This is a genomic window from Pseudoxanthomonas mexicana, from assembly GCF_046736355.1.
Classification (GTDB): Bacteria; Pseudomonadota; Gammaproteobacteria; order Xanthomonadales; family Xanthomonadaceae; genus Pseudoxanthomonas_A; species Pseudoxanthomonas_A mexicana_B.
The window spans coordinates 1,008,520-1,029,623 of record NZ_CP157201.1 but is presented as its reverse complement, the minus strand read 5'-3'; the positions used below and the strand labels follow the sequence as shown (position 1 = coordinate 1,029,623).

Annotated in this window: 20 protein-coding genes and 1 tRNA gene; 2 read left to right on the top strand and 19 right to left on the bottom strand. The window is 70.4% G+C overall.

What is annotated here, in order from left to right; genetic code table 11:
- Position 1: 1 nt before the first annotated feature.
- The gene (gene hrpA, locus AAG688_RS04620; protein ID WP_411834187.1) at positions 2-4,069 is read right to left on the bottom strand and encodes an ATP-dependent RNA helicase HrpA; all 4,068 of its coding nucleotides are present in this window, start codon (positions 4,067-4,069) and stop codon (positions 2-4) included.
- A 93-nt stretch (positions 4,070-4,162) separates the two neighbouring features.
- Here hrpA and AAG688_RS04615 point away from each other — a divergent pair, with 93 nt between their 5' ends.
- Positions 4,163-4,717, top strand: a complete 555-nt coding sequence (locus AAG688_RS04615) for a Dps family protein (RefSeq protein WP_411834186.1) — start codon at positions 4,163-4,165, stop codon at positions 4,715-4,717.
- Between the two features lie 183 nt (positions 4,718-4,900).
- Complete coding sequence (recQ, locus tag AAG688_RS04610; protein WP_411834185.1) at positions 4,901-6,697, top strand: DNA helicase RecQ; 1,797 nt, start codon at positions 4,901-4,903, stop codon at positions 6,695-6,697.
- Between the two features lie 23 nt (positions 6,698-6,720).
- Here the strand turns inward: recQ and AAG688_RS04605 are convergent.
- From AAG688_RS04605 to AAG688_RS04520, 18 genes are all read right to left on the bottom strand, one after another.
- Positions 6,721-6,796: transfer RNA gene (locus AAG688_RS04605), tRNA-Lys, on the bottom strand.
- A 153-nt stretch (positions 6,797-6,949) separates the two neighbouring features.
- A complete protein-coding gene (gene queC / locus AAG688_RS04600) occupies positions 6,950-7,615 on the bottom strand; it encodes a 7-cyano-7-deazaguanine synthase QueC (protein WP_411834184.1) in 666 nt (221 codons plus the stop codon).
- A 71-nt stretch (positions 7,616-7,686) separates the two neighbouring features.
- Positions 7,687-8,367, bottom strand: a complete 681-nt coding sequence (gene queE, locus AAG688_RS04595) for a 7-carboxy-7-deazaguanine synthase QueE (protein WP_411834183.1) — start codon at positions 8,365-8,367, stop codon at positions 7,687-7,689.
- Positions 8,368-8,472: 105 nt separating this feature from the next.
- Positions 8,473-9,300, bottom strand: a complete 828-nt coding sequence (gene ybgF / locus AAG688_RS04590; protein ID WP_411834182.1) for a tol-pal system protein YbgF — start codon at positions 9,298-9,300, stop codon at positions 8,473-8,475.
- Between the two features lie 12 nt (positions 9,301-9,312).
- Complete coding sequence (gene pal / locus AAG688_RS04585; protein ID WP_411834181.1) at positions 9,313-9,828, bottom strand: peptidoglycan-associated lipoprotein Pal; 516 nt, start codon at positions 9,826-9,828, stop codon at positions 9,313-9,315.
- Between the two features lie 68 nt (positions 9,829-9,896).
- Complete coding sequence (tolB, locus tag AAG688_RS04580; RefSeq protein ID WP_411834180.1) at positions 9,897-11,216, bottom strand: Tol-Pal system beta propeller repeat protein TolB; 1,320 nt, start codon at positions 11,214-11,216, stop codon at positions 9,897-9,899.
- Between the two features lie 89 nt (positions 11,217-11,305).
- Positions 11,306-12,298, bottom strand: coding sequence for a cell envelope integrity protein TolA (tolA, locus tag AAG688_RS04575; RefSeq protein WP_411834179.1), 993 nt, complete (start codon positions 12,296-12,298; stop codon positions 11,306-11,308).
- Positions 12,288-12,725 carry an ExbD/TolR family protein gene (locus AAG688_RS04570; protein WP_411834178.1) on the bottom strand — a complete coding sequence of 146 codons (438 nt, stop codon included), beginning with the start codon at positions 12,723-12,725 and terminating at the stop codon, positions 12,288-12,290. The genes tolA and AAG688_RS04570 overlap by 11 nt, the downstream gene beginning before the upstream one ends.
- 5 nt (positions 12,726-12,730) lie before the next feature.
- Positions 12,731-13,507 (bottom strand): protein TolQ, encoded by a 777-nt coding sequence (tolQ, locus tag AAG688_RS04565; RefSeq protein ID WP_411834177.1) that lies wholly within the window; start codon positions 13,505-13,507, stop codon positions 12,731-12,733.
- Positions 13,504-13,986 carry a tol-pal system-associated acyl-CoA thioesterase gene (gene ybgC / locus AAG688_RS04560; RefSeq protein WP_411834176.1) on the bottom strand — a complete coding sequence of 161 codons (483 nt, stop codon included), beginning with the start codon at positions 13,984-13,986 and terminating at the stop codon, positions 13,504-13,506. The genes tolQ and ybgC overlap by 4 nt, the downstream gene beginning before the upstream one ends.
- A 52-nt stretch (positions 13,987-14,038) precedes the next feature.
- On the bottom strand, positions 14,039-15,079 hold the full coding sequence (ruvB, locus tag AAG688_RS04555) for a Holliday junction branch migration DNA helicase RuvB (RefSeq protein ID WP_411834174.1): 1,041 nt from the start codon (positions 15,077-15,079) through the stop codon (positions 14,039-14,041).
- Positions 15,080-15,189: 110 nt separating this feature from the next.
- Complete coding sequence (locus AAG688_RS04550; RefSeq protein ID WP_411834173.1) at positions 15,190-17,106, bottom strand: potassium transporter Kup; 1,917 nt, start codon at positions 17,104-17,106, stop codon at positions 15,190-15,192.
- A gap of 57 nt (positions 17,107-17,163) precedes the next feature.
- Positions 17,164-17,748 (bottom strand): Holliday junction branch migration protein RuvA, encoded by a 585-nt coding sequence (gene ruvA, locus AAG688_RS04545; protein ID WP_411834172.1) that lies wholly within the window; start codon positions 17,746-17,748, stop codon positions 17,164-17,166.
- Positions 17,749-17,890: 142 nt separating this feature from the next.
- A complete protein-coding gene (gene ruvC / locus AAG688_RS04540; protein ID WP_411834171.1) occupies positions 17,891-18,412 on the bottom strand; it encodes a crossover junction endodeoxyribonuclease RuvC in 522 nt (173 codons plus the stop codon).
- A gap of 132 nt (positions 18,413-18,544) precedes the next feature.
- Positions 18,545-19,291 carry a YebC/PmpR family DNA-binding transcriptional regulator gene (locus tag AAG688_RS04535; RefSeq protein ID WP_411834170.1) on the bottom strand — a complete coding sequence of 249 codons (747 nt, stop codon included), beginning with the start codon at positions 19,289-19,291 and terminating at the stop codon, positions 18,545-18,547.
- A gap of 43 nt (positions 19,292-19,334) precedes the next feature.
- On the bottom strand, positions 19,335-20,039 hold the full coding sequence (locus tag AAG688_RS04530) for an esterase/lipase family protein (RefSeq protein WP_411834169.1): 705 nt from the start codon (positions 20,037-20,039) through the stop codon (positions 19,335-19,337).
- 69 nt (positions 20,040-20,108) lie between these two features.
- Complete coding sequence (locus tag AAG688_RS04525; protein WP_411834168.1) at positions 20,109-20,630, bottom strand: GNAT family N-acetyltransferase; 522 nt, start codon at positions 20,628-20,630, stop codon at positions 20,109-20,111.
- Positions 20,631-20,728: 98 nt separating this feature from the next.
- The gene (locus AAG688_RS04520) at positions 20,729-20,995 is read right to left on the bottom strand and encodes a DNA primase (protein WP_411834167.1); all 267 of its coding nucleotides are present in this window, start codon (positions 20,993-20,995) and stop codon (positions 20,729-20,731) included.
- Between the last annotated feature and the right edge of the window lie 109 nt (positions 20,996-21,104).

Below are 21,104 nucleotides of genomic sequence, written 5' to 3'. Positions count from 1 at the left end.
TTCACTCGCGCAACGCGGCCAGGCGCTGGGCCAGCTTCTTGGCCGAGACGCCGGCGCGCGCGCCCAGTTCCTGCGCGAACATCGACACGCGCAGTTCCTCCAGGTCCCAGCGCAGCGCCTGCCACTGCGGCAGGTGCGCCTGGCCGGCGCGCTCGGCCTCGGCCAGCGCGTCGGCGAACGGCTTGAGTTCCAGCATCCGCGCCTGATCCCGCGCCGGATCGCGCTTGGCGCGCTCGGCGCGCAGCGTCATCGCCTTCAGGTAGCGCGGCAGCTGCGCCAGCGCCTCGGCCGGGGTATCGCGCAGGAAGCCCGGCGGCACCAGCGCGTCCAACTGCGCACGCAGATCGTCGAGGTTGCCGCGCGCCCAGCCCATCAGCGGCGATTCCAGCTGCGGCTTCAGCTCGGCCACGGCGGCGAGGATGGCCTCGGCCAGCGCCAGCCGTTCCATCGCCTCGCCGAACAGCGCGCGCGCCGCCTCGTCGCGGCGGCGCTCGAATGTGGCGCGATCGCGGATGTCGTCCAGCCCGTCGGCCAGCACCGCGTTGAGCGCGGCGTCGGCGAGATCGGCGCGCAGGCGCTCCTTCTCGCTGCCCTTGGCCTGCGGATGCAGGTGGAACTGCTCGATGGCCGCGTACAGCAGGCCGAGCTTCGGCGAAATCGGCAGTTGCTTGCGCGCCTGCTTCGCCTTGTCGGCCAGCGCGATCTCCAGCAGCCGGCGCACGCCTTGAGGATGCGCTTGCCGCGCCTGCGCGCGATCCGGAAACACCCGCAGCGCCGCGCTGTCGCCCTCGTCCACCAGCGCCGGCCAGGCCGGCACGCCGGCCTCGCCCGGCACCTGCGCCGGAATCGGCCGGGCCGGGAACTCGCGCAACCCCGTCGTCGCCAGTTCGCGGCCGGCGCGGACGGCGAACGCCTGCCCGGCGCGCTCGCCGAAGCGTTCGCGCAGCGCGTCGAGATCGCGCGATTCGGCCAGCACCTTGCCGTGCTCGTCGCGCAGGCGCAGGTTCATGCGCAGGTGCGGTTCCAGCGCCGCTTCGTCGAAGTCGGTCGCCGCCACCGCCGCGCCTGTCGCCCGCGACAGGAAGCGCGCCAGCTCGCCGCGGATGTCGTCGGCGTCCGGCTTCGGCCAGGCCTCGAAGAAGGCGCGCGCGAAGTCCGGCGCCGGCACGTAGTTGCGCCGCATCGCCTTGGGCAGGCCGCGGATCAGGCCGGCCGCCTTGTCGGCGACGAAGCCCGGCGCCAGCCACGACAGCCGCGCCGCGTCCAATGCGCCGAGCAGGTGCAGCGGCACGTCCAGCGTCACCCCGTCGTCGGGCGCGCCCGGCTCGAAGCGGTAGTGCAGCGGCAGCCGCGCGTCGCCCAGCGCCAGGTACTTCGGATAGCGATCCGCCTCGCTGCCTTCGCCGGGCAGCAGGTCGGCCAGCGACCAGCGCAGGCCGCGGCGCTTGTCCTCGGGCAGCGCCTTCCACCAGGCATCCAGGCCGGCGGCCGAATGGATCTCGGCCGGCACGCGGTCCAGGTACCAGCGCGCCTGCCAGTCCTCGTCGGCGACCAGCCCGGCGCGGCGCAGCTTGGCCTCTTCCTCGTGCGCCTGCTCCAGCGTCTTCAGGTTGTCGGCGACGAACGCCGCGCGGGTGTTGATCTCGCCGGTCACCAGCGCCTGCCGCACGAAGAGGTCGTGTGACTCCACCGGCGCGATGCGGCCGTAGTGGACCGGCTTCTTCGGCGCCAGCACCAGCCCGAACAGGCTGATCTGCTCCGACGCCAGCACATGCCCCTGCGCGCGCGACCAGTGCGGATCGAAGTGCCTGCGCAGCAGCAGGTGCGGCACCTCGGCGATCACCCAGTCCGGCTCGATCGCCGCGTTGGTCAGGCCCCAGACGCGCTGGGTGTCCAGCAGCGTGGCGCTGAGCACCCACGGCGGCGGTTTCCTGGCCAGCGCCGAACCCGGGAACAGGTGGTAGCGGCGCTGGCGCGGGGCGAGGTAATCGCCCTTCTCGGTGCGGTGGCCCACCTGCGTCGGCAGGCCGGCGATCAGCGCGCGGTGCAGGGCGACGTAGGCGGCCTGGCGCGCCTTGTCGGTGCCGGATTCGCCTTGCGATGGCGAGGCCGCCTGCCGCCGTCCCTGGCGCGACATTGCCGGCTCCGGAACGCCCTGCCCGGCCATCCCTGGCCGGGCGCTCGCCATCGCACGAGCCGGTGGCTCGTCAGCGCGATGGCTCGCCCAGCCCAGTTCCTCGCACAGCAGCAGCAACTGCCGGTGCAGTTCGCGCCACTCGCGCATGCGCAGGAAGCCGAGGAAGTGCCGCTCGCACCAGTCGCGCAGCTTCGACTGGGTCAGGTCCTCGTGGGCCTGCCGGTAGGCGTCCCACAGCCTGACGATGCCGAGGAACTCCGAGCGCGCGTCGGCGAAGATCGCATGCGCGTTGTCGGCGGCCTCGCGCGCCTCCGGCGGGCGCTCGCGCGGGTCCTGGATGCCGAGGAAGGAGGCGATCGCGATCATCTCGCGCAGGCAGCCATGCTGCTGCGCGGCCACCAGCATCCGCGCCAGCTTCACGTCCACCGGCAGCCGCGCCATCTGCCGGCCGATGGCAGTGAGCGCGCGCTCGCGTCCCTTCGCCGCCACCGCGCCCAGTTCGATCAACTGCTGCCAGCCGTCGGCGATGGCGCGCTCGTCCGGCGCTTCCAGGAACGGGAAATCCTCGATCCGCCCCAGCCCCAGGTGCAGCATGCGCAGGATCACCCCGGCCAGCGACGAGCGGCGGATCTCCGGATCGGTGAACTCGGGCCGCGACTGGAAATCCGCCTCCGCGTACAGTCGGTAGCACACGCCCTCGGCGATGCGGCCGCAGCGGCCCTTGCGCTGGTTGGCGCTGGCCTGGCTGATCGGCTCGATGTGCAGGCGGTCCAGCTTCTGCCGCGGGCTGTAGCGCTTGACCCGCGCCAGGCCCGGATCGATCACGTAGCGGATGCGCGGCACGGTCAGCGAGGTCTCGGCAACGTTGGTCGCCAGCACCAGCCGCCGCTTCGGCCCCGGGTTGAACACCCGATCCTGGTCGCGGGCCGACAGCCGCGCGTACAGCGGCAGCACCTCGGTCTCGCGGTACTTGCGCCGCTCCAGCGCCTGGTGGGCGTCGCGGATCTCGCGCTCGCCGGGCAGGAACACCAGCACGTCGCCGCGCGGATCGGCGCGGGTGATCTCGTCCACCGCCGCGACGATGGCATCGTTGACGGTGCGCTCGCCGCCCCGGCCTTCGCCTGTGCCGTCGCCCTCGCCTTCCAGCGGCCGGTAGCGCGTCTCCACCGGATAGGTCCGGCCCTCGACGCTGATCACCGGCGCGCCGTCGAAATGGCGGGCGAAGCGCTCGGTGTCGATGGTGGCCGAGGTGACGATGACCTTCAGGTCGCGGCGCCTGCGCAGCAGCTGCTTCAGGTAGCCGAGCAGGAAGTCGATGTTGAGGCTGCGCTCGTGCGCCTCGTCGACGATGAGGGTGTCGTAGGCCGACAGCCAGCGGTCGCTGGCGATCTCCGCCAGCAGGATGCCGTCGGTCATGAACTTGATGTGGCTGCCTTCGCCGACCTGGTCGCTGAAGCGCACTTGGTAGCCGACCGCGCCGCCGACCTCGCTGCCGAGTTCCTCGGCCACCCGCCGGGCCACCGCGCGCGCGGCGATGCGGCGCGGCTGGGTGCAGCCGATCATGCCGGCCACGCCGCGCCCGGCGGCCAGGCACAGCTTGGGCAATTGGGTGGTCTTGCCGGATCCGGTCTCGCCGGCGATCACCACCACCGGATGCCGGCGGATCAGCTCGACGATGGCCTCGCCCTCGCGCGCGATCGGCAGCGCGGGGTCCAGCGTCACCGCCGGCACGCCGGCCTGGCGGCGCGCGCGCGCGGCCAGCGAGGCGGCCAGCGCCTGGCCGAAGCGCGCGCGCGCCTCGGCGTCGCCGGGTTTATCCTGCCAGCGCGACCACAGCCCGTGCAGGCGCCCGCGATCGCGGGTCTGCGCCTGCTCCAGCAGGGCGCGCGCGGCGTTCGGGGTGGTGAGGGGGATTTCGGTTTCGGGATGCATGTCGACAGGCGATTGAAACGGACCGCTCACGCCCTATGTAGTAAAAAGAATCCAGCCTTCATTGTGACGCCACAACCCGCACAGGAGACCCTCATGGCCAAGTCCAAACCCAGCAAGCCCGCCAAGCCTTCCAAGAACGTGGCCGCGCCGATCCCGTCGGCGCCGACCGCGCCCAACATCGATATCGGGATCAAGGTCGGCGATCGCAAGAAGATCGCCGATGGCCTGTCGCGCTTCATGGCCGACAGCTACACCCTGTACCTGAAGACCCACAACTTCCACTGGAACGTGACCGGGCCGATGTTCAACTCGCTGCACGCGATGTTCGAGACCCAGTACACCGAGCAGTGGACCGCGCTGGACGAGATCGCCGAGCGCATCCGCGCGCTGGGCTTCAACGCGCCGGGATCCTACCGCGAGTTCGTCGCCCTGACCTCGATTCCGGAGGAACCGGGCCTGACCGACAGCGCCGACTGGCGCGAGATGGTCCGCCAGCTGGTGATCGGCAACGAGGCGGTCTGCCGCACCGCGCGCGAGGTGCTGGACGTGGCCGACGACGCCGACGACGCGCCCACCGAGGATCTGCTGACCCAGCGCCTGCAGACCCACGAGAAGTACGCCTGGATGCTGCGCTCGCTGCTCCAGTAAGCGTGATCCCCCGGAACGCCCGGCATGGCCGGGCGTTCCTTTCCACCGCGGATGCGCCGGATGACGGCGGCACGCATATCCGCGCGATCGCCGCCCCATCGCATTACCCTCGCGGGACGACTCCTACCCATCCATGCCGGTTCGTCCGACGGCGACGCGGTGGCCGCGGGTTATCCTGTCGCCATGTCGTCCCCCGCCCTCGAAACCCTGCGCCGCGTCTTCGGCTACGACGCCTTCCGCGGCCCCCAGCAAGCCATCGTCGAACACCTGGCCGCCGGCAACGACGCGCTGGTGCTGATGCCCACCGGCGGCGGCAAGTCGCTGTGCTACCAGATCCCCTCGCTGCTGCGCGAGGGCACCGGCCTGGTGATCTCGCCGCTGATCGCGCTGATGCAGGATCAGGTCGAGGCGCTGCGCCAGCTCGGCGTGCGCGCGGCCTTCCTCAATTCCACCCTGGACGCGGCCGAGGCCGCGCAGGTCGAGCAGGACCTGCTGCGCGGCGAGCTGGACCTGCTCTACGTGGCGCCCGAGCGGCTGCTGACGCCGCGCTTCCTGTCGCTGCTGGACCGCAGCCGGATCGCCCTGTTCGCCATCGACGAGGCGCACTGCGTCTCGGCCTGGGGCCACGACTTCCGCCGCGAATACCTCGAGCTGACCCTGCTGCACGAGCGCTGGCCGGAAGTGCCGCGCATCGCCCTGACCGCCACCGCCGATCCGCCGACCCAGCGCGAGATCGCCGAGCGCCTCAACCTGACCGACGCGCAGCGCTTCGTCAGCTCGTTCGACCGCCCCAACATCCGCTACACGGTGGTGCAGAAGGACGACATGCGCCGGCAGCTGGCCGGCTTCCTGCAGGCGCACCGCGGCGAGGCCGGCATCGTCTACTGCCTGTCGCGCAAGCGGGTCGAGCAGACCGCCGAGTTCCTCGCCGGGCAGGGCTTCGACGCGCTGCCCTACCACGCCGGGCTGCACGCCGAGGTGCGCGCGCGCAACCAGCGCCGCTTCCTGCGCGAGGACGGCGTGGTGATGGTGGCGACCATCGCCTTCGGCATGGGCATCGACAAGCCGGACGTGCGCTTCGTCGCCCACGTCGACCTGCCCAAGTCGCTGGAGGGCTACTACCAGGAGACCGGCCGCGCCGGCCGCGACGGCGAGGCCGCCGAGGCGTGGCTGTGCTACGGCCTGGGCGACGTGGTGCTGCTCAAGCAGATGATCGAGCAGTCCGAGGCCGGCGAGGAGCGCAAGCGGCTGGAGCGGCGCAAGCTGGAACAGCTGCTCGGCTACTGCGAGTCGATGCAGTGCCGCCGGCAGGTGCTGCTGGCCGGCTTCGGCGAGACCTATGCCCACGAATGCGGCAACTGCGACAACTGCCTGCACCCGGCCAGCACCTGGGACGCCACCCTGGCCGCGCAGAAGGCGCTGAGCTGCGTCTACCGCACCGGCCAGCGCTTCGGCGTGGCGCATCTGATCGACGTGCTGCGCGGCAGCGAGGGCGAGCGCATCCAGCAGTTCGGCCACGACAGGCTGAGCACCTACGGCATCGGCCGCGAGCTGGACGCGCGCACCTGGCGCAGCGTGTTCCGCCAGCTGGTCGCCGGCGGCCTGCTGGAAGTCGACGCCGAAGGCTACGGCGGCCTGCGCCTGACCGAGGCCAGCCGCGCGCTGCTGCGCGGCGAGCGCGAACTGCACCTGCGCAAGGAAGCGCCGTCGCGCGCCGAGCGCGAGCGCAACGTGCGCGGCAGCGTGGTCGTCGCCGAGCACGACATGCCGCTGTTCGGTGCGCTGCGCGATCTGCGCGCGCAACTGGCGCGCGAGCAGAACGTGCCGGCCTACGTCATCTTCCACGACAGCACGCTGCGCAGCATCGCCGAGCACCGCCCGGAGACGCTGGACCAGTTGGGGCGGATCGGCGGCATCGGCGGCAGCAAGCTGGCCCGCTACGGCGAGCAGGTGCTGGAGGCGATCCGCGCCAGCGGCTGAGCGGCGGCGATGTCCGGTTCGGATGGTGGGCCGTGAAGGATTCGAACCTTCGACCAAAAGATTAAAAGTCTTCTGCTCTACCGACTGAGCTAACGGCCCGTGCATCCGCGATGGCGCATCGCATGGCGGATGATGCGTCTCCGCGCCGGCGTGCATGCGGAGCGGGAACCCGGCGCCTGATGGACCGGGCGTGCATTCTAACCCAGACCCGGTGGCGCTGAAAAACCGTGCCGCCGGGGCCGGTGCGCGGGTTCAGGCGTAGCGGGTCGGATCCGCGATGCCGGCGTCGGCGAAGCCCGCCGCGCGCAGCCGGCAGGCGTCGCAGCGACCGCAGGCGCGGCCGTCGGCGTCGGCCTGGTAGCACGACACGGTCTGCGCGAAGTCCACGCCCAGGCGCATGCCCTCGCGGACGATGTCGGCCTTGCCCAGGTGCAGCAGCGGCGCGTGCACGCGCAGGCCGGCGCCCTCGACGCCGGCCTTGGTGGCGACGTTGGCCAGCTTCTCGAACGCCTCGATGAACGCCGGCCGGCAGTCCGGATAGCCGGAATAGTCCACCGCGTTGACGCCGCAGAAGATGTCGGCCGCGCCCAGCACCTCGGCCCAGCCGAGCGCGATCGACAGCATGATGGTGTTGCGCGCCGGCACGTAGGTGACCGGGATGCCCTCGCCCCCCGCCTCCGGCACGTCGATGTCGTCGGTCAGCGCCGAGCCGCCGATGTTGCGCAGGTCCACGTGCACGGTCTTGTGCGCGGCCACCCGCTGTGCCTGCGCCACCCGCACCGCCGCGTCCAGTTCGGAGGTATGGCGCTGCCCGTAGCGCACGCTCAGCGCGTGCACCGCATGGCCCTGCTCGCGGGCGATGGCGACGACGACGGCGGAATCCATGCCGCCGGAGAGGAGGACTACGGCTTTTTTCATTTCAGGGGCTAGGGGCTAGAGGCTAGGGGCTAGCGTATCGCTTTGCTTGTCATCCCAGCAGGCGTGTCGCCTCACCTTCCCGGTTCGTCGTTCCACAACAGCTTGTGCAACTGCATCTGGAAGCGCACCGGCAGGCGGTCGGCGACGATCCAGTCGGCCAGTTCGCGCGGCGCCAGTTCGGACTTGCTCGGCGAGAACAGTACGTCGCAGCGCTCGTGCAGGCGGTGCTCGACAAGCATGTCGCGCGCCCATTCGTAGTCGGCGCGGCTGCACAGGACGAACTTGACCTGGTCGCGCGCGGTCAGCAGCGGCAGGTTCTCCAGGCGATTGCGCGACATCTCGCCGGAACCGGGCGTCTTCAGGTCGACCACCCGCGACACCCGCGGATCGACCTCGGCGATGTCCAGCGCGCCGGAGGTTTCCAGCGAGACGTCATGGCCGGCGTCGCACAGCCGCCGCAGCAGTTCCAGGCAGCGTTTCTGCGCCAAAGGCTCGCCGCCGGTCACGCAGACGTGGCGCACGCCGTGGCGCGCCACCTCGGCCAGGATGGCGTCGATGTCCCACCACTGGCCGCCGTGGAAGGCGTAGGCGGTGTCGCAGTACTGGCAGCGCAGCGGGCAGCCGGTCAGGCGCACGAATACGGTCGGCCAGCCGGCGCTCGCCGCCTCGCCCTGCAAGGACAGGAAGATCTCGGTCAGCTTGAGGCGGTCCGGGGCGGACGCGGCGGCGGGCGGGGCGACGGCGGTGTTCATGGCTTGGAAGATTACGCAGCCCGGAGCCGCGGGGACAGGCATCGGCCCGTGCTGGAAGAGAGTTTTCGTCCGGGCCGCCGCGGCAAGCGGCGGACGCGGCGCGAATCAGCGGATGCGGCCCAGCTGGATGGCGCGCAGGCGATCGTCGGCGGTGCGCGCGACGTCGCTGTTGGGGTACTGGCGGATGACCGCGGCCAGGGTGCGCTCGGCCTCGCTCACCTTGCCCATGCCGTATTCGGACAGCCCCAGCTTGAGCAGTGATCCGGCCGCCTTGTCGTGGGTGGGGTAGCGCTCCATCAGCGTACGGAACTGCTGCGCGGCCAGGGCGTAGTTCTGGGTGACGTAGTAGCTCTCGCCCAGCCAGTACAGCGCGTTGGGCGCATAGACCCCGCCCGGATAGAGTTCGAGGAAGCTGGTGAACAGCTGCGCCGAATCGGCGTAGTCGCCGGCCTTGAGCCGGTCGAAGGCGACGTTGTAGGCGGCGCGCTCGTCGCCGGTCTGGGCGATCGCGCCGATGTCTCCGTGCACGCGCGGCGCAGGCTCGACGATCGAGGCGGAGGCCGAGGGAGCGGCCGGTGCAGGCGGCGCGGCCGGGGCCGATGCCGCCGGTACCGGGACCGGTGGAACCGCGCCCGGCGCGCCCGTCTCCAGGCGCTCCAGGCGGCCGTCCAGATCCAGGTACTGGTCGCGGCTGCGCTGCTTGAGTTGCTCCACTTCGTTCTGCAACAGCTCGATCTGCTCGCGCAGCTGGCGCAATTCGTTTTCCTGCTGGGTCAGGCGGTTCAACAGCTCCATGTTGGCGGAGGTGTTGTTGGCCTGGATCTCCAGCGCGGCCACGCGGTCGGCCAGGCTCTGGCGCTGCGCGTGCGCCGGAGCGGCGGCCACGAGGGCCGCCGCCGATGCCATCAGCAGGAACTGCCTGGAAGAAAGCATCTTCAAGCCGGATTACTTGGCCGTGTAGACGATTTCGACGCGGCGGTTCTGCGACCAGCACGACTCGCCGGACTCGGTGCAGACCGGGCGCTCCTCGCCGTAGCTGACCACGGTCAGCTGGCTGCCCGAGCCGCCGTTGGCCTGCAGGGCCGACGATACGGCGTTGCCGCGGCGCTCGCCCAGGCCCTGGTTGTAGGCGCGGCTGCCGCGCTCGTCGGCATGGCCTTCCAGGGTGATGCGCGAGGACGGACGGTCACGCAGGTACTTGGCGTGGCAGCCCATGATCGCCTGGAATTCCGGCTTCAGCGCGTCCTGATCCAGGTCGAAGTACACCACGCGCTGGCGCAGGCAGGCGTCGGTGTCCAGGTCGCCCGGGCCGTACACGCCCGAGGTGGTCGGAGCGGTCGGGGTGGTCGGCACGGTGGTGGTGGTGTCGGCCGGGGCTTCCGGCTTGACGGCCTTCTTGCAGCCGGCCAGCACGGCGACGGACATCAGGGACAGCATCAGGACGCGGGCAGTGTTGTTCATGGTCGATTCCTTGGTAGGGGAACGGTGGAACGGTTGGTTGTGGTTGACTGGTGATTGTAGACGTTAAATTAGCGTTTGGCGCGATAGGGCGACCACGCCGGCTCGCGCACGTCGCCTTCGGCCAGCACCAGGCGCTGCCGCACCCGGCCATCGGCCGAGACGGCGTACAGCACACCCCGCCCGCCTTCGCGGGCGGCGTACAGCAGCATGCTCGCGTTGGGCGCGAAGCTGGGTGATTCGTCCAGCGAGCCGGTGGACACCGTCGACCAGCGCGGCGAACCCAGGCTGCTGTCCATGATCGCGATGCGGTAGGTGTTGCCGCTGCCCTGCGCCACCGCCAGCTTCTTGCCGTCGTAGGAGAGCCTGGGCGAGGCGTTGTAGCCGCCCTCGAAAGTCACCCGGCTGGCGCTGCCGCCGCCGGCCGGCACCTGGTAGACCTGCGGTCGGCCGCTGCGATCGGAGGTGAAGTAGATCGTGCCACCGTCGGCGCTCCAGGTCGGTTCGGTGTCGATGCTGGCGGTGTTGGTCAGCTGGCGCAGCTGCCGGCTGCCGAGATCCATCACGTAGACCTCCGGGTTGCCGGTGCGCGACAGCGTCATCGCCAGCCGGTTGCCGTCGGGCGAGAACGCCGGCGAACCGTTGATGCCGCGGAAGCCGGCGACCTTCTCGCGCGCGCCGGTGGCGATGTTCTGGATGTAGATCCCCGAGTTGCCGCCCTCGTAGCTGACGTAGGCCAGCCGGTTGCCGTCCGGGCTCCAGGCCGGCGACAGCAGCGGTTCGGACGAGCGCACGATGGTCTGCGGGTTGTAGCCGTCCGAGTCGGCGATCATCAGCGCGTAGCGTGCGTTGGGGCCGCGGCCGGTGGCGGTGACGTAGGCGATGCGGGTCCAGAACGCGCCGGGGACGCCGAGGATCTTCTCGTAGATGGCGTCGGCCATCTGGTGGGCGACGTCGCGCATGGCGTTGGCGCGCGCGGTCATCGCCAGGCCGAGCAGGCGCTCCTGGCGGGCGACGTCGAACAGCTCGTACTCGACCCGGTAGCTGCCCTCGCCGCCGTCGACGACGCGGCCGACCACGATGTAGTCCTGCCGCAGCGCGCGCCAGGTCGGGTACTGGATCTCGCTGCCGCGCACCGGGCGCTCGACGATGCTGCGCTCGGGCAGGGTGCGGAAGGCGCCGGAGCGCTCCAGGTCGGCGCGCACCACGCCGGCCACGTCGGTCTGCGGGGCGGCCGCCGAACCCTGGTAGGGCATCGGCACGATGGTGATCGGCAGCGCCGAGGCGTTGCCGCCGACGATGTTGATTTCCAGGCCCTGCTGCTGCGCGGCGGCCAGCAGCGGCGCGAACAGGAGCAACAGGGCGGCGATCCAGCGTGGCGTTCTGATCATGGGCGACGGGGGTTCTGAACGGGGAGCGGGAAGGGATACCAGCCTGACCGTGAACATTTTCGCAATCATGAACGACAAGACGGCGTGAATCAGCGGTCGCGGGCCTCGAAATTGAAGTTCAGCGTGCGCTGGAACACCGATTCGAAGCCCCGGTAGGGCAGCGGCTGCGCGCGCAGCACGGCCGCCTCCACCGAGCGCCGGCCGGCTTCGTCGTAGGGGCAGCTCGGATCAACCCTGGCCTCGCTCACCTCGCCGCCGGGCAGCTGGCGGATGGTGATGCGGCAGCGCTGGCCGCGCGGCACCGAATCCGGGCGCACCCACTGGCGCAGCACGGCCTCCTGGATCGCGGCGGCGTACTGCGCGGTGAGATCGGTGCTGGTGCCGCCCTGACCTGCCGTGCCGGTGGCGGCGGGAGCCGGCGCCTGCGCGGCCTGCTGCTCGCGCGCGGCCTGCAACTGGCGCAGCTTCTGCTCGGCCAGCTGCGCCTCGCGCTGGGCCTGCTCGCGCTGGCGGCGGATGTCGGCCAGCTTCTGCTGGCGTTCGGCCTCCTCCTGCTGCCGGGCCAGGCGCTGGCGGCGCTCGGCCTCCTCCTGGCGCTGGCGCTCGGTCAGGTCGATCTGCTCCTGGCGGCGGCGCGCCTCCTGTTCCTGGCGCGCCTTTTCCTGGGCGATGGCCATCTCGCTGACCCGCTGCTGCTGGGTCGTGTCCGGCTCGGGGATGCGCTCCTGCGCCAGGTTCTGCTGCGGCACTGGGGAATCCTGCGGGCGCGGCTCGGGGATCGGCTGCGGCGGCGGCACGGTCTCCTCCTCGGCCGGCTCCTCCTCCGGGATCGGCAGCGGTGGCGCCGGGGTCGGCGTGGCGTTCAGCGCGCGGCGCGCGGTGCGCGCCTCGGCGGCGGAGACTTCCAGGCTCGCCTCCAGCATCGGGTCGCCGGCGGCCGGCTCGACGTCGCGCTGCGGCGACCACAGCCAGGCCAGCGTGAACACCAGCACGACCAGCAGGTGCACCGCCACCGCCAGCGCGATCGGGCGGCCCCAGTCGTCGCTGCGGTAGGCGTGACGCGGCAGCGCCTCAGCGTGCATTGCCGCCCGCGTCCGTCAGCAGCGCGACCTTCTCGACCTTCGCCGCCTTCAGCACGTTGGTCGCGTCGATCACGCGCTGGTACGGCGCCTGCGCCTCGGCCGCCAGCACCACCCGCACGTTGCGGTCCTGCGTGACGATGGCGGCCAGGCGCTGCTGCATCTCGTCGGCGCTCATCGACTGCAGCTCGCCCTTGGGCAGTTGCATCGCCAGCCGGCCGTCGGCGTAGGCGGTGACGATGATCGGGTCCTGCTTGCTCTCCAGCGCCTTGGCGTTGGCCACCGGCAGGTCGACGTCGATACTCAGGGTCAGCAGCGGCGCGGTGACCATGAAGATGATCAGCAGCACCAGCATCACGTCGATGTACGGGACGACGTTGATCTCGGACTTGAGCTTGCGGCGCTTGCGATGCGGAGCGAAGGCGGTCATGGCGCTCAGTCCTCGGTCGAGGTCTGCCGCTGCAGGATCGAGCTGAACTCCTCGGCGAAACTCTCGTAGCGCACCGCCAGCCGTTCCACGCGGGTGGTGTAGCGGTTGTAGGCCCACACCGCCGGGATGGCGACGAACAGGCCGATGGCGGTGGCGAACAGCGCCTCGGAGATGCCCGGCGCGACCGAGGCGATACCGGCCTGCTCGCCGCTGTTGAGCATGTCGTGCATGGTCACCATGATGCCGAACACGGTGCCGACCAGGCCCACGTAAGGCGCGGTCGAGCCGATGTTGGCCAGCAGTTCCAGGTTGCGCTCCAGGCCGCCGATCTCGCGCGAGTAGGTCGCGCGCATCGCCCGCTGCGCGCCTTCCAGCTGGACGCGGCCGTCGAGCCGGCGCTTGTCGCGCAGGCGGGTGAACTCGCGGAAGCCGGCCTCGAAGATCGCCTCCAGCCCGGTGACCAGGCGGTTGCGGTCGGTCGCCCCGGCGTAGAGCTTGGCCAGGTCGGCGCCGGACCAGAAGCGGTTCTCGAACTCGTCGGCCTCGCGGTCGGCGAGCTTGAACACGCGCGCCTTGCGGAAGATGATCACCCAGCTGATCAGCGAGCCTGCCAGCAGCAGCAGCACGATCAGCTTGACCGGCAGGCTGGCCTTGAGCATCAGGTCCAGGTAGTTGATGCCGCTGTTGACGGTGGCGGCGGTCGCTTCGGCGGCGGCCGCGGTCGCCTCCTGGGGCAGCGCCTCCACCACGGTGTCCTGGAAGGCCAGCAGCATTGCGATCATCCGTCGTTCCTCGGTTCTCTATCTTCTTGTCGGTCGGTGGGGCGTTCGAGCGTCCTGAATGCCTGGTACAACGTCTCGGGAAGCCGGCGGGGTCTGAACGTGGCGGCGGCCAGCACCGCCACCTTGACCTCGGCGGTCAGCAGCGTCTGATCGCCGCGCTCGATGGACTGGGCGAAGACGACGCTGGCGTGGCGGCACTCGCGCACCTCGGCGGTGACCCGCAACAGGTCGTCCAGCCGCGCCGGACGCAGGAAATCCAGCGTCATCGACCGCACCGCGAACACGAGATCGTGCTGGTGGCGCAACACCTCCTGCCCCAGCCCGCGCGCGCGCAGCCACTCGGTGCGCGCGCGTTCGAGGAAGGCCAGGTACTGCGCGTGGTAGACCACGCCACCGGCGTCGGTATCTTCCCAGTAGATGCGTGTCGGGATACTGAATAGACGGGAATCGGGAATAGGGAGTGGAGAATGGGAAGTCAAAAGCGGGGGCTCCTGTCACATCACTGACGATTCACGCGGTAGGGGCGGACGATCAGAACAGCGGCTCCGAATCCCCAATCCCCAATCCCGAATCCCGGTTCCTGGGCTTCAGGCCCAGGTGCCTGTACGCCTTGGCCGTGGCCATGCGGCCGCGGGCGGTGCGGATCAGGAAGCCCTGCTGGATGAGGTAGGGCTCGATGACGTCCTCCAGCGTGCCGCGCTCCTCCGACAGCGCGGCGGCCAGCGACTCGACGCCGACCGGGCCGCCGTCGAAGCTGTCGACGATGGTGCGCAGCATGCGCCGGTCCAGTTCGTCGAAGCCCTCCGGATCGACCTTGAGCATCTGCATCGCCGCCTGCGCCACCTCGGTGTCGATGCGGCCGCCGGCCTTGACCTGGGCGTAGTCGCGCACCCGCCGCAGCAGCCGGTTGGCGATGCGCGGGGTGCCGCGCGCGCGGCGGGCGATCTCGGCCGCGCCCTGCGGATCGCAGTCCATCGCCAGGATGCGCGCCGAGCGCTGCACGATGCGGGTCAGTTCTTCGGGCGTGTAGAACTCCAGCCGCTGGACGATGCCGAAGCGATCGCGCAGCGGCGCAGTCAGCAGGCCGGCGCGGGTGGTCGCGCCGATCAGGGTGAACGGCGGCAGGTCCAGCTTGATCGAGCGCGCGGCCGGACCCTCGCCGATCATGATGTCGATCTGGAAGTCCTCCATCGCCGGGTACAGCACTTCCTCGACCACCGGCGACAGGCGGTGGATCTCGTCGACGAACAGCACGTCGTGCGGCTGCAGGTTGGTCAGCAGCGCGGCCAGGTCGCCGGCCTTCTCGATCACCGGGCCGGAGGTGACCCGCAGGTTGACCCCCAGCTCGTTGGCGATGACGTGGCTCAGGGTGGTCTTGCCCAGCCCCGGCGGGCCGAAGATCAGCACGTGATCCAGCGCCTCGCCGCGCCCCTTGGCCGCCTGGATGTAGATGTCCAGCTGCTCGCGCACCGGCTTCTGGCCCAGGTACTCGTCCAGCCGCTTGGGCCGGATGCTGGCCTCGATGGCGTCGTCCTCGCGGGTGGCGCTGGGGGTGATGATGCGGTCGGTCACTGGGGTGGGAATCGGGAATGGGGAATAGGGAATCGATGGGGCAATGGTAGCGGCTAACGCGGCGGGCCGCCGTTGCCATTCCCCATTCCCTACTCCCCATTCCCGGTCCTTCAGATCTCCACCTGCGCCCCCAGCTCCACCAGCCGGTTGCCCGGGATGCGGAAGAAGCCGGTCACCGGGGCGGCGTTGCGGTGCATGAGCGCGAACAGCTTGTCGCGCCAGAACGGCATGCCGCGGCGGCGGCTGGCGACCACGTTCTCGCGGCTGGCGAAATAGGTGGTATCCATCGGGTCGAAATAGGCCCCGCCCTGGTCGCAGGAGCGCATCAGCGCGGCCGGCACGTCCGGGGTCTGCATGAAGCCGTAGCGGACGATGGCGCGGTAGAAGTCCTCGCCGATGGACTCGATCTTCAGGGTCTTCTCCGGCGGCGCGAACGGCACCGGCAGCGTCTCCACGGTCAGGAACACGTTGCGCTCGTGCAGCACCTTGTTGTGCTTGAGGTTGTGCATCATCGCGTGCGGCACCACCCCGGTCTGCGCGGTCAGGAACACCGCCGTGCCCTGCACGCGCACCGGCGGGGCCAGCATCAGGCCGGGCAGGAAGGTGTCGAGCTGGATGCCTTCCTTGCGGATCTCGGCGGCCAGCAGTTCGCGGCCGCGCCGCCAGGTGCGCAGCAGGGTGAACAGCACGATGCCCAGCACCACCGGGAACCAGCCGCCCTGCAGGATCTTGGCGCCATTGGCGATCACGAACGCCGCGTCGCCGACCACGAACGCCACGCACAGCGGCAGCACCCAGCGCCGCGCCTTCGGCCACAGCGCGTTGGCGACGATGGCCAGCAGCAGCGTGTCGATCAGCATCGTCATCGACACCGAGATGCCGTAGGCGGTGGCCAGCGCCGACGAGCTGCGGAACGCCAGCACCAGGCCGATGACGATGACCATCATCATCCAGTTGATGCCGGGGATGTAGATCTGGCCGATGGTGTCGCTGGAGGTGTGCTTGATGCGCATGCGCGGGATGTAGCCCAGCTGCATGGCCTGGCGCGCGATCGAGAAGCCGCCGGTGATCACCGCCTGCGAGGCGATCACGGTGGCCGCGGTGGCCAGCACGATCATCGGGATGCGGCCCCATTCGGGCACGCCGATGTAGAACGGATTGCGGATGGCGGCCGGGTTCTCCAGGATCAGCGCGCCCTGCCCCAGGTAGTTGAGCATCAGCGCCGGCAGCACGAACCAGTACCACCCGAGCCGGATCGGCCGCGCGCCGAAGTGGCCCATGTCGGTGTAGATGGCCTCGCCGCCGGTCACCGCCAGCACCACCGCGCCAAGGATGAAGATGCCGTGCCAGTGGTGGGTGGCGAAGAAGTTGGCCGCCCACCACGGGTTGATCGCGTGCAGCACTTCCGGCTCGTGCAGGATGTTGGTCACCCCCAGCACCGCCAGCACGACGAACCAGGTCACCGTGACCGGCCCGAACACCTTGCCCACCTTCGCGGTGCCGAAGCGCTGGGTGGCGAACAGCGACACCAGCACCAGCACGGTGATCGGCACGATCCAGCTGTGCAACTGCGGCGCGACCACCTCCAGGCCCTCGACCGCCGACAGCACCGAGATGGCCGGGGTGATCACGCCGTCGCCGAAGAACAGCGACGCGCCGAAGATGCCGAGGATGCCGATCAAGTAGGCCGAGCGCGAGCCGGCGCGCAGGCTGCGCTGGGCCAGCGCCATCAGCGCCATGATGCCGCCCTCGCCGTCGTTGTCGGCGCGCATGATGATGGTGACGTACTTGACCGTGACCACCAGGGTCAGCGCCCAGAACACCAGCGACAGCACGCCGAGCACGGTGTCGTGGTCGGCGACCAGCCCGTAGTGCCCGGAGAACGCCTCCTTCAGCGTGTACAGCGGGCTGGTGCCGATGTCGCCGAACACCACGCCGATGGCGCCCAGGACCAGCCCGGCCAGGCCGGCGCGGCCGTGCGATCCGGCGTGGGCGCCGCCCGCGGAGGAGGATGAGGGGTTGGACATGGCGGCCGGAAGCTAGCGCGGGGAGGAATGGAAGGGGGAACTCTAGGCGCGTCGGCGTCAACGCAGCGCCGACTGCAAGGCCTTGCGGATGATCGTGGCCGCGTCGTCGCCGGCGGCGGTGGCGTCGCGCGCCATCCGCGTGGCTTCGGCCGGCTTGTAGCCGAGCTGCTGCAGGGCGATGGTGGCCTCGGACTGCGGATCGGTCGGCAGGCTGGTCAGTCCCGACGGCGCGCCGATCAGGTCGGCGGCGCGGTCGCGCAGTTCCACCACCATGCGCTCGGCGGTCTTCTTGCCGATGCCGGGGATGCGGGTGAGCGCGGCGATGTCGCCGGCCTGCACCAGCCGCGCGAATTCGTCGACGCTGGCGCCCGACAGCACCGCCAGCGCGATCTTCGCGCCGATGCCGCTGACCTTCTGCACGTCGCGGAACAGCCTGCGCTCGCCCTCGCGCAGGAAGCCGTACAGCGACACGCTGTCCTCCTTCTGCGCGTAGTGGGTGAACAGCGTGACCTCGCGCCCCAGGTCCGGCAGGTCGTAGAAGGTGCTCATCGGCGCCTCCAGCTCGTAGCCGACGCCGCCGACGTCGATCACCAGCCACGGCGGCGACTTGTAGGCGAGGATGCCGCGGAGTCGGCCGATCATGGCGTGGCCCCTTTCGGGAGCCGGGAATGGGGAATGGGGAATGGGGAATGGGAAAGCGGTTCCGCGATGGCGGATGCTAGCCGACAAGACGCAGGCAAGATGCCGCTTCTTCCATTCCCCATTCCCCATTCCCCATTCCCGTTCATTTGCGACTCCAAGCCTGCCGCGCATCCACGCCCAGCCGCTGCGCGGTGGCGCGCACGTGCGCGTGGGTGATGGCCACGGCCAGCGCGTCGGCGGCGTCGGCCTGCAGCTTGCCGTGCAGGTTCAGCATGATGCCGACCATGTGCTGCACCTGCTGCTTCTCCGCACCGCCCTTGCCGACCACGGCCAGCTTGATCTCCTTGGCCGCGTACTCGTGGATCGGCAGGTCGCGCAGCACCACCGCGCACATCGCCGCGCCGCGCGCCTGGCCCAGCTTCAGCGCCGAGTCGGGATTGCGCGCCATGAACACCTTCTCGATCGCCACTTCCTGCGGCCGCCAGGTCTCGATCACCTCGGCCAGCCCGTCGAGCAGGCGCCTGAGCCGCTGCGGGAAATCGTCCGCGCCCAGCAGCACCAGCGGCGCGTGGTAGACGTGCCGCACCTGCCCGCCGGCCTCGATGTCAATGATGCCGACGCCGGTGCGCTGCGAGCCTGGGTCGATGCCTAGGATGCGGGTCATTGAAGCCGGGAATGGGGAACGGGGAATGGGGAATGGAAAAGCGCGGCAATCGCGCACGCGGTCATCCCGGTGATGGGGAACCTACGGTTCGGGCATCCATTCCCGATTCCCGATTCCCCATTCCCGACGCTGTCACACATACGCATCCGCGCCCAACTCGGCATTCGAGTAGACGTCCTGCACGTCGTCCAGGTCTTCCAGCATGTCCAGCAGCTTCTTCACCTGCTGCGCGGTCTCGCCGGACACGGCGATGTCGTTGTCGGCGCGGAAGGTGATCTCGGCGTGATCGGCGATCAGGCCCGCCGCGGTCATCGCGTCCTTGACCGCCAGGAAGCCCTCCGGCGCGGTCACCACGTCGATCGAGCCGTCGTCCGGATAGACCACGATGTCGTCGGCGCCGGCCTCGATGGCCGCCTCGGTGATCCGGCTTTCAAAAGAGGACGCCTCGTCCGCGCCGGGCGCGTAGGACAGCACGCCCAGGCGCTTGAACATGAAGGCCACCGAACCCTCGGTGCCCATGTTGCCGCCGCACTTGGAGAAGGCGTGGCGCACGTCGGCCACGGTGCGAACGCGGTTGTCGGTCAGGCAGTCGACGATGACCGCCACGCCGCCGGGCGCGTAGCCCTCGTAGCGCACTTCCTCGTACTCGACGCCTTCCAGCTCGCCGGTGGCCTTCTTGATCGCGCGCTCGATGACGTCCTTGGACATGTTGGACGCCAGCGCCTTGTCCATCGCCGCGCGCAGGCGCGGGTTGTTGTGCGGGTCGCCGCCGCCGGCGCGCGCGGCCACGCCGATCTCGCGGATGATCTTGGTGAAAATCTTGCCGCGCTTGGCGTCCGAGGCGTTCTTGCGGGCCTCGATAGACGGTCCTCTGCCCATGATTCGACTGCATCTGCAAACGTGAGGGCGCGGATCTTACACCTCAGCCCGTCCCGCCCGCGGCTGGCGCCGCCGCAACACCGCCGCGCATGGCTCCGGGCGGGTGCCGGAACCTGCCCTCGCGCAGGAAATGCGCCGCCTGCGCGGCCGCCGCGGCCGAGAACACCAGCCCGGTGTGGCTGGCATGGACCACGCAATGGTCGGCCAGGCCCGGCAGGCGGGTCTCGGCCACCGCCACGGTGCCGTCGGAGGCGCCGTCGAAGCGGGCCAGCAGCCGGCCGATGCCGCGGGCGACGTCGCCGGCCACCACGCCCACCGGCGGCCGGCCGCGCCAGGGCGGGCAGCCGTTCTGCAGCAGCGCGCCGCTGCGTCCCAGCACCGGCGCGCTCCAGGCGCGCCGGCCCAGGCTGCGGGCGGCCGCGCTGCCGCACAGCGGCGAGCCGATGCACACCATCCGCGCCACCGGCAAGTGCGGCGCGCGGCGCAGCGCCTCCAGCCCGATCAGGCCGCCCAGGCTGTGGCCGACCAGGTGCAGCGGCGGCGCATCGGACAGCGCTTCGATCAGCTGCGCGATGGCCGTCTCGGCGCCGCCGAACACGCTGGGATAGCCGAACACGTCGACCTCGAAGCCGGCCCGGCGCAGCCGTCGCGCCAGCGGCGCCAGCCAGCTGCGCGCGTTCCAGATGCCGTGCAGCAGCAGGATCCGGTTGGTCTGCATCGTCGTGTCGGTGCCGTGCGCATCCATCATGGCAGTCTGTCCGATCCCCGCCGGCGCCGCCAACCGCATCGCCCCATGCCGCTGCCGCTGCCGTTGGCTTCAGCGCACGTGCGCCGCGCGCCGCAGGATGAACTCGTCGTCGCGGGTCTCGCCGACCGGGAAGAGGTACTGGCCGACCTTCTCGAACCCGTGCCGCGCGTAAAAGCGCTGCGCGCCGAAGTTCTGCGACCACACGCCGATCCACAGCGTGCGCGGCCCGTCGCGCAGCAGCCAGTCCAGCGCGGCGCGGAACAGGCGGCTGCCGTGGCCGCCGTTCTGGTAGGGCTTGAGCAGGTACAACCGCTTCAGCTCGCCGTCGCCTGGGGCGACCTGCGGATGCGGCAGTCCGCACGGGCCGGCGGCGGCATGGCCGACCGCCACGCCGTCGTCCTCCAGCAGCCACACCGCGTAGTCGGGATGGGCCAGGATGGTGCGCTGCTTGTCCACCGCGTAGGCGTCGGCGAGGAAGAACGCCAGGTCCTGCGGCGGATACAGGTGCCCGAAGGTCTCGGTGAAGGTGCGCGCGGCCAGGTCCGACAGGACCGGGGCGTCGTCGACGGTGGCGCGGCGCAGGGTGGGCATGCGGATGGGTGCGGCGTGGTGTTCCGTTTGCATCCGCAAACACCGGATGCGCGGATGGCCGGCGGCGCGCAGCGCGCGCCGACCGGGACGGGAGGGGATTACTGGTCCTCTTCTTCGTCTTCCTCTTCTTCCTCGCCCTCTTCGTCCTCGTCTTCCTCTTCGTACTCGTAGTCGTCCTCGCCGAAGTCCTCGCCGTCCCAGCGGCCCTGCTCGTCCGGCACGAAGGCCAGCGCCATCGCCGCCGGCGAGGCGCCCACGCGCACCAGCCAGCCGCCGAACACGCGGGCGCGCTCGGTCACCAGCGAGGCGTCGCCGCCTTCGTTGCCCAGGCGTTCCCATTCCAGGTTGAATGCGTAGTCGGTCATTGGGGGTGTTCTCTCTTTCGATTCGTTTTGGAGGATGGAATGCACAAGCGAGGCTACTGGCGCTTCGCCCCTATCCCGTTCCCTTCCCCCGTGAACGGGGGAAGGGCGC